Source organism: Bifidobacterium sp. WK041_4_12, assembly GCF_041080795.1.
Lineage (GTDB): Bacteria > Actinomycetota > Actinomycetes > Actinomycetales > Bifidobacteriaceae > Bombiscardovia > Bombiscardovia aquikefiricola.
Genome location: NZ_CP129674.1, coordinates 104,862 through 118,118, shown reverse-complemented (window position 1 = coordinate 118,118; position 13,257 = coordinate 104,862). Strand labels below are relative to the sequence as shown.

At 59.2% G+C, this 13,257-nt stretch carries 9 protein-coding genes and 2 pseudogenes; 7 read left to right on the top strand and 4 right to left on the bottom strand.

All coding sequences use genetic code 11. From position 1 onward, the window contains the following. Window positions 1–474: 474 nt before the first annotated feature. Window positions 475–1,620 (bottom strand): annotated as a pseudogene (locus tag QN215_RS00505) (IS3 family transposase); the annotation flags it as partial. A 185-nt stretch (window positions 1,621–1,805) separates the two neighbouring features. On the opposite strand from QN215_RS00505, the gene QN215_RS00500 reads away from it, so the two are divergent. Further along, the gene (locus QN215_RS00500; RefSeq protein ID WP_369344229.1) at window positions 1,806–2,066 is read left to right on the top strand and encodes a hypothetical protein; all 261 of its coding nucleotides are present in this window, start codon (window positions 1,806–1,808) and stop codon (window positions 2,064–2,066) included. A gap of 186 nt (window positions 2,067–2,252) precedes the next feature. Here the strand turns inward: QN215_RS00500 and QN215_RS00495 are convergent, their stop codons facing one another. Next, complete coding sequence (locus tag QN215_RS00495) at window positions 2,253–2,621, bottom strand: ArsR/SmtB family transcription factor (RefSeq protein ID WP_369344228.1); 369 nt, start codon at window positions 2,619–2,621, stop codon at window positions 2,253–2,255. Between the two features lie 229 nt (window positions 2,622–2,850). Here QN215_RS00495 and arsB point away from each other — a divergent pair, with 229 nt between their 5' ends. The 6 genes from arsB to QN215_RS00465 all read left to right on the top strand — a co-directional run bounded on the left by arsB (window position 2,851) and on the right by QN215_RS00465 (window position 10,320). Next, on the top strand, window positions 2,851–3,945 hold the full coding sequence (gene arsB, locus QN215_RS00490; RefSeq protein WP_369344227.1) for an ACR3 family arsenite efflux transporter: 1,095 nt from the start codon (window positions 2,851–2,853) through the stop codon (window positions 3,943–3,945). Window positions 3,946–3,998: 53 nt separating this feature from the next. After that, entirely contained in the window at window positions 3,999–4,412 is a 414-nt protein-coding gene (gene arsD / locus QN215_RS00485) for an arsenite efflux transporter metallochaperone ArsD (RefSeq protein WP_022861527.1), read from the top strand. Window positions 4,413–4,442: 30 nt separating this feature from the next. Further along, complete coding sequence (gene arsA, locus QN215_RS00480; RefSeq protein WP_369344226.1) at window positions 4,443–6,227, top strand: arsenical pump-driving ATPase; 1,785 nt, start codon at window positions 4,443–4,445, stop codon at window positions 6,225–6,227. Window positions 6,228–6,252: 25 nt separating this feature from the next. Beyond that, a complete protein-coding gene (locus QN215_RS00475; RefSeq protein WP_369344225.1) occupies window positions 6,253–7,617 on the top strand; it encodes an FAD-dependent oxidoreductase in 1,365 nt (454 codons plus the stop codon). Window positions 7,618–8,056: 439 nt separating this feature from the next. After that, window positions 8,057–8,416 (top strand): helix-turn-helix transcriptional regulator, encoded by a 360-nt coding sequence (locus tag QN215_RS00470; RefSeq protein WP_024464623.1) that lies wholly within the window; start codon window positions 8,057–8,059, stop codon window positions 8,414–8,416. Next, window positions 8,413–10,320 carry a heavy metal translocating P-type ATPase gene (locus QN215_RS00465; protein ID WP_369344224.1) on the top strand — a complete coding sequence of 636 codons (1,908 nt, stop codon included), beginning with the start codon at window positions 8,413–8,415 and terminating at the stop codon, window positions 10,318–10,320. The genes QN215_RS00470 and QN215_RS00465 overlap by 4 nt, the downstream gene beginning before the upstream one ends. A gap of 344 nt (window positions 10,321–10,664) precedes the next feature. Here the strand turns inward: QN215_RS00465 and QN215_RS00460 are convergent. Continuing rightward, window positions 10,665–11,850: pseudogene (locus QN215_RS00460) on the bottom strand (IS256 family transposase). A gap of 130 nt (window positions 11,851–11,980) precedes the next feature. Then, window positions 11,981–12,964 carry a transposase gene (locus QN215_RS00455; protein ID WP_369344223.1) on the bottom strand — a complete coding sequence of 328 codons (984 nt, stop codon included), beginning with the start codon at window positions 12,962–12,964 and terminating at the stop codon, window positions 11,981–11,983. Window positions 12,965–13,257: the final 293 nt, after the last annotated feature.

Here is a 13,257-nt window from a genome sequence, read left to right as displayed (position 1 = left end):
GGGAATTGACTTCATATTTCGTGTTGCCACATTATTTACCACGTCAATGGGGACGGAGTGATATGGATTTGTTTTTGGTTCTGATGTTTTTGGGCGATGGGTGCCGCTTGGTTTGATGATATAGGGGCTGGTATTGGTTGGTCCCTGTGCTCGTGCAGACGGCGGTTTCTAGTGGTGATTTTGCCGGGGCGTCGGAATGTTCTGTTCCAATGTGTGTATGGTCCGCATATCGCGTACCCTGGTCTATCGGTAGGCCCTCAGCATGAGTAACCTGCGGCCCGACGGCACCTTGAACGTTCGTCGGATAGGTCCGACTCTGGATCGGGCGCGATGATGACTCATTTGCATGGTCATCAACGCCGTGTCGGTTCGGGCTGAGGATAACGTCCGGGAAACTTCGAAGAAGATTTCATTGTGATATAATTTTTAGCTGGATAATGGGTAGGGGGCTGCGGACGTTTTCTTGGAGATGGTTTAGGCCACTAGCCCTTGTTGCATTCTATAGTGTACGGGACTTTTCCATCCCAGGGATTGTTTGATGCGTTGGTGGTTGTACCAGTGCATGGTCGTGTCGACGTGTTCCACGACCTGCGCGCAGGTCAGTTTCTCCCAGTATTCGGGGTAGACCGCCTCGGTTTTCATGCGGCCGAAGAATCCCTCGGCGGCGGAGTTGTCCGGGGAGCAGCCCTTCCTGCTCATGGAGCGGATGATACCGTGCTCCTGGCAGATCCGGATCCACTCGGGCCACCGGTAGTGGCAGCCACGATCTGAGTGCACGATCACCCTGGTATCATCGGGCAGGGTTCCGATCGCCTTTCTGAGCATGGTGTTGGCCAATCGGGCGTTCGGGTGTAATCCCCTCGTGTAGGCGACGATCTTGCCGTCGTAACAGTCGATCATGGGCGAGACATACACTTTGCCGTCACACGCCTTGATTCTCAAGTGATGCCGGTCAGCCACTTCATATTGGGTTCTTTGGCACTGAAATCCCGGTGGATCAGGTTGTCGGGGGCTGGCGTGCTCTCACCCTGGTAGGAGCTGTAACGCCTGCGGTGGGGGATACGAGCCACCAATCCCTCCTCCCTCATAATCCGGCGTACCACCTTCTCAGAGAGGTGAATACCCAGAGCGTGATGAAGCCTACGGTAGCCGTAGCGTGAGGACGACTCCTTGAACAATGCTCTCACGCGTACTCGGATATCCGAGTACTTATCCCCATCTCTTCGAGCGTGGTGATAATGGTAGCTACTCAAGGGGATCGTGAGCCTGCGGGCCAAACAGTGCAGTGAAAACGTCGGGCGCAGCCGGTCGATCAGCCTGGTCTTCTCCCGGTTCGAAAGGCGCCCCAGGCTGGCGCCTGGGTCTTTTTTTACCACGTTGACCACCTGGCGCATCAGCGCGTTCTCCAGCTCAAGTTCTCTGATCCGACGGTGCAGCTCACCAACATCATCAGAAACAGGGTGAACCCCGGGTTTCTCTTCTTCGGGCATCGGGGACCTCCTTTGGGGTTGCAATGCTGCCATACCACCCTCACGATACAAGGCCATCCAATGATTCACCACACCAGCACTGACACCCAACTGCGCCGCCGCTGCCTGCTGTTGCAAGCCGGTAAGACACAGGCGTACGGCTCTCACCCGCATGGAGAGCGGGATGATTGGCTTGGGGATTCTCTGCATATACCGGGGATCCTGGTGCAGCCAGCGTTCCAAACACTGACGCGTGGGATAACCTAGATACTCCACGACCTGCTGGGTCGTCATACTAGTGGAGCAATACAACCCCACGGCACGACCACGCTCCTCTTGACTGAACATAGAATCCTCTCGTTCAATCTCCAAGAAAACGTCCGCAGCCCCTTATCCGATTGGAACGGATACAACAATTCGAACCTCGCCCAAACCGGCGTAGCCGTGCAGGGGTTGATTGAGGTTGCGATCATCCTGCTGCTTCTCAGTATCGGACTCATCGCTAGTCGCAAACTGCGTCGGAATAATGACAGTGAAGACGAAGGACCTTATTCGAATGCTCCAGAACTCAATGATGGCACTAGCAGAATAATGTAAACAGTGGTGGTCTCATAAGTCGGTTTGCCCTCTACTTTTCCCGTCAATCTCTCTCTTGTACGCCTAACTGGAATCTGCAGGAACGGCTCAATCCGACGTTATCGTGAATAGCTACTCTGTGGATGCGTATAGGAAATGTTTGTGAACTGTCCGCTTTTGTCAGAAGTTCCGGCCAATGGTGAGGGTTCAACTGCACGGATGGCTAAGGCTGGCGAGACGCTGCCCAATATCGTTGAGAGCTTCAGGTCTAATAGTGTAGTGAGCCCACTTTCCTTGCTGTTCTCGAGTTACGAAACCGGATTCGGCTAAGAGCTTCATATGGTGGGAGACGGTGGGTTGGGTAACTCCAAGCGGTTCCGCGAGGTCGCAGATGCAGGCTCTTCCTCCTGGGTGTGCGGCGACAAGTTGGAGTAACTGTAATCGGGTGGGGTCAGAGAGTGCTTTGAGCCTGCGGGCAAGGTCCCGGCTCTCGGCTGGGCGAGGTATCGTCGTCTCTGTCGGCGTGCAACAGGTGGACTGCTGGCGACTCGTGGGGTTCGGCAGTGTAATGGTCATGTCCTCCAGTCTCTCACTTGCATTGACAATTGTCTATATGTTGATAAACTATTAGTCATATAGATATTCGTCTATGTGAGGAGGATGTAGTGAACGTTAGTATGCGGGCTAGGCGAGGGCTTTACATGGGGTGCACTGCTGGAGCACTTTTCCGTGCTGAATATCTCGACGGTCTCAACCGAACCGGATTCCCGGATACATGTATTGAGTTCACTCAGGAGGTCGCACGATGAGAGCACAATCCCAGACACACGCACGACTCGGAACGGCTGACCGGTTGTTGCCTCTCTTGATTCTGATGGCGATGATTGTCGGGGTGGGCGCGGGGCGACTGTGGCCTGGGCTGGCAGGGCTCATCGATTCGGTGAAGCTCGGTTCCACGAGCCTGCCGATCGCCGTGGGCCTCTTGCTGATGATGTACCCGCCGTTGGCAAAGGTCCGCTACGACCGGCTGGGCCGGGTGAGCCACGACCGTAGGCTGCTCATCGCATCCCTTGCCCTCAATTGGGTGGTTGGCCCGGCCCTCATGTTCACGCTGGCTTGGCTGCTGATGCCCGACCTGCCCGAATACCGTACCGGCATCATCATCGTTGGACTGGCTCGCTGCATCGCGATGGTACTCATCTGGAACGACCTGGCCTGCGGGGATCGTGAGGCTGCCGCCGTTCTCGTCGCCCTCAACGCGATCTTCCAGATTCTCGCGTTCGCCGGTCTCGGCTGGTTCTATCTCCAGATACTGCCCGGCTGGCTCGGCCTGCCCACAACATCGGCCGGTTTCTCATTCTGGGCGATCGTCGAATCCGTGCTCGTGTTCCTCGGCGTGCCACTGCTGGCCGGCTGGGCCAGTCGAGTGCTTGGGGAGCATGCTAAGGGTCGTGCATGGTATGAGCGCCGGTTCCTTCCGCGGATCAGTCCTTTGGCCACCTGGGGACTGCTGTTCACCGTGGTCGTGCTCTTCGCCATGCAAGGCGGACGCATCTCACGTGAGCCCTGGGACGTCGCCCGCATCGCGGCGCCGCTCGTCATCTATTTCGCGATCATGTTCACCCTCGGGTTCATCCTTGGCCACGCCCTGCACCTTGGCTATGAGAAGACCACCACCCTCGCGTTCACCGGTGCCGGCAACAATTTCGAACTCGCCATCGCCGTGTGTGTGGGCACCTTCGGCGTCGTCTCCGGCCAAGCCCTAGCCGGCACCGTCGGCCCACTGGTCGAAGTGCCGGTACTGCTCGGCCTCGTCTATGTCGCCTTGTGGCTACGGCCTCACCTGTTCCCACTCCACGACCGGACCGGCGACGACTTAGAACCGGTCAGGATTCAGTAAACACAACAAATAGTCAAGCCATTAACAAACAAGAAAGTAAGGAGCATCTCATCATGCAAAATACAACATCACACCAAGCGACTCAACTCCCTCGCATTGACGTTTATGAACCGGCAATGTGCTGCAGTTCCGGGGTTTGTGGCAGTGACCCGGATGCCACACTGATCGCGTTCACCGCCGACTGCGCGGCCATCACGGGCAATGGGATCTCGATAACGCGCCACAACCTTGCCAGCGAGCCGGAAAACTTCGTCGCAAACTCTCAGGTCCGCAACGCACTCGACAGTATCGGCTCACAGGCGCTGCCCATCGTCCAGGTCGACGGGCAGACGGTCCTTACCGGCACATACCCGACACGCGACCAACTATTCCGCATGGCAGGTATCGACGCGCCCTCGACAACCCCTGTCTCCGAGAACACAGCCGAACAGTCCGGATGCTGCTGCGGGGCAAGCGGATGCTGCTGAACCACGCCGCAGAATAGGAGACCAGAAACCATGAACCAACCCACCTTTCTTGACCACCTTCCCAAGTTCGCGTTCTTTACCGGCAAAGGTGGCGTCGGTAAGACGTCGGCCACCTGTGCGACGGCGTTGGCTCTGGCCGACCAAGGCAAGTCAGTGCTGCTCGTGAGCACGGACCCGGCTTCGAACATCGGGCAGGTCTTTGACCAGCACATTGGCAACCAGATTACGACCTTGAACACCGCTCCCGGTATCGACGCTCTGGAGATTGACCCCGAAGCGGCCGCCGCCACAAACCGCGAATCAATAATAAAACCGGTACGCGGCCTCCTGCCGAAGACGGAAATCCAAGCAATGACCGAGCAACTGTCAGGGGCATGTACGACCGAGATTGCTTCCTTCAACGAGTTCGCCGACCTCATCGCCGATCCCGACCTCACTAGTGATTACGACCATGTGCTGCTCGATACCGCACCCACGGGGCATACCATCCGTCTGTTGGAGTTGCCCGGCGACTGGAGCCAGTTCATTGACGAGGGCAAGGGTGACGCTTCCTGTTTAGGTCCCATGGCCGGCCTTGAATCCCGCCGTAGCGTCTATCAGGCCGCAGTCAACGCGCTCTCAGATCCAGCCCGCACCGTGCTCGTGCTCGTCGCCCGCGCCCAACGCTCAGCGATTCAGGAAGCCGAGCGCACCAGCCGAGAACTTGCAGCTCTCGGTATGGGTAATCAGCACCTACTGATCAACGCACTCATGCCTGATCTCGACGGTGATTCTCTGGCGGCGGCGATCCGAGATCAGGAACATAAGGAGCTTGCTTCTCTCCCCAGTGGACTCGCTCGACTGCCATACGACACGACAACGTTGCACTCACGTAACGTAGTTGGCATCAACAGTCTTCGCGAGTTCTTCACTGCTACTCCCACACAATCGGAACAGGCCGCCAACCATGTCCGTGAAGTTGCCGGGAAGTATCCGCCGCTGGCAGACCTCGTGGACCAGTTAGCGGAGCAGACTCACGGACTGTTCATGACGCTTGGGAAGGGCGGAGTCGGCAAAACGACCGTCGCCACGGCGATCGCCGTGGCCCTTGCCGAACGCGGCCGCGAAGTTCTGCTCACCACGACCGATCCCGCGGGAAACCTCACTGACACGCTCAATGGCACCGTCGCGAACCTCACCATCGCGAAGATCGATCCCGATCAGGCTCTGCGCGAGTATCAAAACGAAGTCATGGCCACCAAAGGAACCCGCCTTGACGCGACGGGCCGCGCCCAACTGATGGAAGACCTGCAATCCCCCTGCACCCAGGAGGTCGCCGTCTTCCGCAAGTTCTCCGAAGCCATCCGCGAAGCACATGATCACATCGTCGTCATCGACACCGCACCCAGCGGACACACGCTCCTGCTGCTCGACGCCACCGGCTCCTACCATCGCGAGATGCTCCATCAGATGGGGGACAATCTCGTCGCCACCCCGTTGACACGGCTCCAGGACCCCGACTACACGAAGATGATCATCGTCACCCTGCCCGAGACGACACCAGTCCTCGAAGCCGAGCAACTGCAATGTGACCTCCAACGAGCATCCATCACCCCCTGGGCATGGGTCGTCAACCGCTCCGTTGCCGCCGCTCACCCCACCTCCGAATTCCTTCACACCGTCGCAGACGGGGAAATCCCCCAGATCAAACACGTTCAGCACCTCACCGAACGCATGGCCGTCGTTCCCCTGCTGCCCACACCCCCTATCGGGCAGGACAGTCTGCACAGTCTCAGCCAGAGCGCCCCCTTGGCGCGCTCCGCCTCCGCCCGCTAGCCAAGACATCAAAGGACACCACGCCATGCGACTACTCATCATCGGCGGCTCGGACGCCGGCATCATGGCCGGCCTGCGCGCCCGACAACTCGAACCTCAGACCGACGTCACCCTCGTGGTCGCAGACCAGTATCCGAACTACTCCATCTGCGGCATCCCCTACCACCTCTCCGGCGACGTGCCCGACTGGCACGACCTCGCCCACCGCACCCAGACCGACCTCGAAGCAGCCGGACTCTCCCTGCGACTGGGCACCCTTGCCACCAGCATCAACGCCGAAGCGCACACGGTCACGGTGACCAAGCCCGACGGAAATCAGGAAACGATCAGCTACGACCGGCTCGTCGTAGCTACCGGAGCAAGACCCACCGCCACCGGCATCACGGGCTTGACCGGTCCCGATGCTCTCGGCCCTGCAGACTGCGTGCATCAGCTTCACACCATCGACCAGATGCACGCAGTCCAGCGCACCCTCGTCACCCGGCATCCCCGCCGCGCCGTCATCATCGGCGCCGGCTACATCGGCCTCGAAATGGCAGAAACCCTCACCCGGCGTGGCCTGGACGTAACCATGCTGCAACACGGCCCCGAAGTCCTCTCCACCCTCGACACTGACCTCGCATCCCTCGTCCACAGCGAGCTCGTCCACCACGGTGTCCACGTACACCTCAATACCAGTGTACGCAGCATCCAACGCGGCGAACGCGGCCCGGTCGTCATCAGTGACGACCCCACCGGCACCCAGAAAATCAGCACCGATCTCGTCATCGCCGTCACCGGAATACGCCCCAACACGAGCCTGCTCACGATGGCCGGAGCCACGACAGGGCCAGGCGCAGCGATCACAGTCGACGACCAGATGCGCACCAGCCTGCCCGACATCTATGCGGCCGGCGACGGTGTCACCACCAAGCACCGCCTGCTTGGCGACACCTGGCTTCCCCTGGGCACCACCGCACACAAGCAAGGCCGCATCGCCGGCGAGAACGCTGTCGGCGGCAACGCCACCTTCGCAGGCGTTCTTGGCACACAGGCCGTCAAAGTCTTCAGCCTCGTTGCCGCCCGGACCGGTCTGCGCGAGACCGAAGCCCAAAGTGCCAGACTTCCCGCACGCTCGGTGACAGCCACGGTCGACGACCACAAAGCCTACTACCCAGGCTCACACCCAATCACCATCCGACTCACCGCAGACCCCACCACCGGCCAATTACTCGGAGGCCAACTCGTAGGAACCTACGGCAGTGAAGTCTCCAAACGTGCCGACGTGATCGCAACCGCCATATTCGCAGGACTCACCATCCAGCAGTTATCCGACCTCGATCTCTCCTACACACCACCCCTCGCCGCACCATGGGACGCCATTCAGACAACCGCACAACACTGGCAATAATCCTCAGAAAACAATTCCTATGTGCTGAGACGATTTGCTCTCACATCAAAATTCCATCTGAACCAAGATTCTTGTCGGTAAACTCATAGAGAATGCGTTGTCTCGCAGGACTCCGTGCACTTGCATCGTAAGAACGTTTGCCTGAGTAGGGCAAGTGTTTCCGCTCAACGTGACCACTCCACCGGCTGTCGCCGATCCGCTACACGGCCATATAACTAGGCGGGGTCAGAGTTTTCACTGTGGAGTTCATGACGAGATTTCTTGCCTACAGAATGTGATGCAATTATTGATTGCACTTCATCCGCGTTGCAAAATTTGTGTCAATTCTTTGACGTGCGCTACCCGATTTATGGACTTCGTTAGTGCCTGATTTCCGTAGCTGCCTACTACCTGATGTCCGGACTTGACAACAGTACATCATCTAATGTATAGTCATCGCATGCTGACTATTACGAATCGACTTGATGTAATGAACCGGCTAGGTCGGGCCATGGCAGACCCGACCCGTTCACGGATTCTGATGGCGCTGTTAGATGGGCCCAGTTACCCTGCCGTTCTCTCTCGAGAACTGGGGCTGTCTCGTTCGAACGTGTCAAACCATTTGACGTGTTTGCGCGGGTGCGGCATCGTGGTGGCTGAACCCGAGGGCAGGAAGACCCGTTACGAAATCGCCGACCCCCATCTAGCCCATGCGCTGACTGCCCTTATTGATGTGACACTTGCAGTTGATGAGAGCGTGCCATGCATGGACTCCGACTGCAATGTTAGGGGCTGCGAGGCACGGGAGGTGCGAGCGTGAGTACGGTAACAAATTCGCAGGTTGAGCATCCTGACTTCGATGACGATGATGATGACGATCGGCCGTGGTATCGCAGTCCGAGCGTTCTGATTCCGATTGCATCGGGTATTGCATTCGCTGCTGGCCTAGTGTGTGATTTGACCGGCGCAAAGACCGCAGGTCTAGTGATGTTCTGGATCGGCCTGCTTTTGGGCGCGTACACTTTTGTTCCGGGTGCGCTGCGAGGGTTGTTTACGAAAGGCAAGCTTGGTATCGGTCTGCTGATGACGATCAGCGCGACTGGTGCTGTGATTCTTGGATACGTTGAGGAAGCAGCAGCGCTGGCGTTCCTCTACTCAATTTCGGAAGCGCTTGAGGACAAGGCAATGGATCGTGCTCGCGCTGGACTGCGGGCATTGTTGAAACTCGTGCCAAAGACCGCACTGGTTAAACGTGGCGATGCAACGGTTGAGGTCGAGGCAAAGGATCTGCGCGTTGGTGACGTGCTGGTGGTTCGGGCGGGCGAGCGGATTGCCACTGATGGCATCGTGCGTGCCGGGCGGAGCAGCCTGGACACATCCGCGATCACCGGCGAGTCAATCCCAGTCGAAGTTGAACCTGGCATGGATGTCTCGGCAGGGTCCATTAACACCACGGGCACGCTCGACGTTGAGGCCACGGCCGCTGGCACCGATAACTCGCTTACCACAATTGTGGAGCTTGTCGAGAAGGCCCAGAGCGAGAAAGGTGAGCGTGCCCGACTAGCTGATCGGATCGCACGTCCGCTTGTGCCCGGAGTAATGATTCTCGCAGTACTGGTCGGCCTACTCGGGTCACTGCTCAGTGGGAACGTTGAGCTATGGATTACGCGCGCACTGGTTGTGCTCGTCGCAGCATCCCCGTGTTCTTTGGCAATAGCTGTCCCGGTCACCGTCGTCTCTGCTATTGGTGCGGCTTCCGCGTTCGGGGTGGTCGTCAAATCCGGTGCGGCGTTTGAACGTTTTGGTGGCATCCGACATCTCGCAGTCGATAAGACTGGCACTCTGACAGGGAATAACCCCACCGTGACCCGCGTAGTGACGGACGATGGTGTGAGTGAAAACGAGGTTCTGAAGTGGGCGGCAAGTTTGGAAGGTCACAGTACGCATCCGCTTGCCACTGCAATCGCAAGCGCAGTGAGTGACGCTCCACAGGCCGATGATGTCACGGAAACGGCGGGTCGCGGTATTTCTGGGGTAATCGATGGTGTCTGTGTCAGCGTCGGGAGTCCTCGATGGCTCGATGCTGGCCCCCTGGCTGATGAGGTGCGAGCGATGGAGATGGAGGGAATGACCGTCGTCATCGTGCATAGCGACGGCAGACCCGTTGGGGCAGTAGGAGTGCGCGACGAACTGCGTCCCGAAGTGCCCGAGGTAATACGCACGCTGAACGAACGCGGAATCGGCGTAACCATGTTGACTGGCGACAATCCACGCACAGCGCGAGCCTTGGCTGCACAGGCCGGTATTACCGACGTCCGGTCCGAACTGCGCCCAGAAGATAAGGCCGCCGCTGTCGCAGAACTATGCAGAACGCAGCCCACGGCGATGATCGGCGACGGCATTAACGACGCACCCGCCCTAGCGGCCGCAGACGTAGGAATCGCGATGGGAGTCAAAGGTGCCGATGCTGCGATTGAATCAGCGGACGTCGCATTTACTGGGAACGACCTGCGTCTCATCCCTCAAGCTCTTGCGCACGCACACCGCGGGCGCACGATCATGAACGAGAACGTGGTTTTGTCAATACTCATCATTGCGATTCTGCTCCCGCTGGCCATTACCGGAGTTCTTGGCCTGGCCGCTGTGGTACTTGTTCACGAAGGCGCCGAGGTCATCGTCATCCTCAACGGACTGCGCGCAGCACAACGACGGAGCAGCACATGAGATTCCCAACGTACGACAAGAAAAAATACCACTATCGGCGCTCAGTTCTGATCGAAAGTACCGTTAGTATTGATTACAGTGCTGAGTATCTACTCTATAATCGAAAAAAGGCAGTGATTGCTGTTACACAATGAAAAACATAGCCATCCAGATCGGAGAAATAATAGTCCACCTCATAGGTGGAACTTCCTACCACCATTACTGGACACACTGCTTTAATGGAATGGATACTTTGAGTGCTCTCATTACCGCCTACATACGGAGCAAGAACCTCAATATTCGCCTATGACGCGGGTAGTGCCCGGGTTCTTGCGCACTTTGGTTTTTGTTTCCTGTGTGCGTTGTCAGTTCGCTTCTTGTATGGTGTCGTGGAGTCGGGACATGTCCAGGTAGCGGCGGGTCGACCACTGGTTGCCGGTGACGTAGCGGATTCTCGCAGTGATGAGCATGAGTGCGCTCCTGCCGTCGGGGAACGCTCCCACGACGCGAGTTCTGCGGCGTATTTCGCGGTTGAGTCGTTCGATCATGTTGTTGGTGCGGATACGCCGACGATGCTCGACCGGGTAGTCGTCCAGCAGGTAGGTCGTGGTCTCGCCGATGCCCTCCCGCAGGCACTTGGCGGCCTCTTTGAGTTTCCTTGCGTCCATCTGCGTGGCGATGCTCTCGGCCTTCTCCAGGGCGGCCTGGCGGGTTTCCGACGCGAAGATCGCTTTCAGCGCGTCGGCGGCCCACCGGGTGTGACGAGGGGAAACCTTGGCGAGCACGTTGCGCATGAAGTGCACCATGCACCGCTGGTAGCGGGCCTGTGGCAGGAGTCCACTGACGGTGTTCACCAGTCCGGCGCACCGGTCGCCGGTCACCAGGCGCACGCCGGTAAGCCCACGCGAGATGAGCGAGGAGACGAAGCTGTTCCAGCTCGTCGAATCCTCCTTCATGCCTTCCGCCACGCCGATCACCTCCCGGTGCCCGTCCGACCCGATGCCGATCGCGACCAGTATGCTCACGTTCTCCACGGCGCCACCCCACGAACGCTTGTGCCACACGCCATCCATGAACACATACGGGTAGGGCTGGGATAGCGGGCGTTCACGCCACTGGTCGATACCCGCATACACCTTCTTGAGCTGGTCTGACAGGGTCTGCGACGGCATCCGCTCGCCCCACAGGGCCTGGCTGATGTCGTCCACCCGCCTCGTGGAGACACCGGCCAGGTACATGTCGATCAGCGCCTCCTCCACGCTCTCCTCCCGGCGACGATACCGTTCGATCACCGCCGACTCGAACAGGGCGCCCTTCAACTTCGGCACCCTCACTGCCATTTTCCCGGCCTTGACGGTCAGATCACGCTCGTAATGACCAGCCCGATACGCCTTCCTGCCATCGGAGCGCTCGTAGCGGGCCGCGCCGGCGATCTCGTCGGCCTCGGCGTCCAGCATCCGGCCCACGGATCTCGGTGACCTTCTGGGTGACCATGCGATCCAATTGGGTCTCGAACATGGCTTGGTTGACTTGTATGATTGTATCGGGCATGGTTCTGTCGCCTGCTTTTCTAGAGCGGTTAATGGTCTGGCGACTGAAATCGTACACAGGTGACAAGCCATGCTCCACCACCTCAAAAAGCACCCACCAATTTGCGCAAAAAACCGGACGTTATCTGGCGTCATCGGGTCTTGCCTGCCCAGCCTTTCCTGATGTCGAATCCTGATTCGTAGGCGTCAACGCCGGGTGCGGCATCTTGTATGCTGCCGGCGGGCAGGCCGGTGCTCGTGGTGGGCGGCTCGGTGGTTTCGTCGTGTGCGGCGGTGATGAACGACCCGGGGTCGGGGTTGTGCGTCTTCATGTACAATACCCATTCGCATACGCGTTTCATGTGTTCCTCCGTCAGGCCGCGGTGGGCGTCGAGGACGCGCTTGATGTCGGCGTTGACACCGCCCTCGGGACGGTTGGTGGTGGACGGGACGCTGCCTGCGGAGGCGGGCTCGCAGAACGCGAACAGCGTACCGTCACGTTGCAGGCGGATGAACCGGTAATAGGCGCGTCTCAACCGGGCGTGGGTCCACCACCATGTGCGTCCGGCGCGGGCTTTGGGGTTGCCGGGGTCGTCGCGTGCAGTGGTGCGTTGGCCGATGATGTCGGCGTAGCGGGTGTGCCAGTCGTTGAGCAGGTTGAGCCAGGCCGCGGCGGCGTCGGCGTCGCGGACCTTCACGAGTTTCCCGGCGAGCCTGAGCAGGTCTTTGCCCGCGTCGGTGCGTGGCCTGCAGGTGAGGTCCGTGCGCGTGTTGCCCAGCACGTGCACGAGGCACCGTTGGATTCTTGTGTCTTTCCACGTGTCGGCGGCGGCCGCGGCGCATCCGGCGCCCCCGTCGGTGACGAGCGCGCGCGGGGCGGGCAGCCTGGAGAACAGCCGGGTGTATGCCGCGCGGCTTCCGGTGTCGCACCATTGGATGCGACGGATGAACGTGCGCGGCGACACCCCGAGCATCGCGGCGGCCTGCGCAAGCGTCATCCGGCCGGTCACCCAGACTAGGAACGCGCGGAACTCGGCGCTTCCCCGCGCGTTGCCGCCGTAGCCCGCGCTGCTCGCGCGGCAGCGCATGCACCGCCACCGCTGCCTGCCCGACGATGTCGTCCCGTTCTTGCGCATCGGCTCGCCGCATATCGTGCACAGTCTCGCTTTGGATGATTTTCTTCTGCCCATCCGTCAAGCACAGCAGGAGCACGTTTTCCGGAAAAGTCAAGCGGGGACCTCGATAATGCCCCGGACCCAAAATCACCCCGCGACACGCCTTACGGCAGTAGGGATAAGTGGCAAAATAAAACACACATTTTGTCATTTAACCCTCGGTTGTCGTTGTGAGTTTGCGTGGACATACGCGAGGTGACAGATGCCAGGAGATGCCTCAGCCCGGACGGCGGGCCTGTCATCGTGCGTATGTG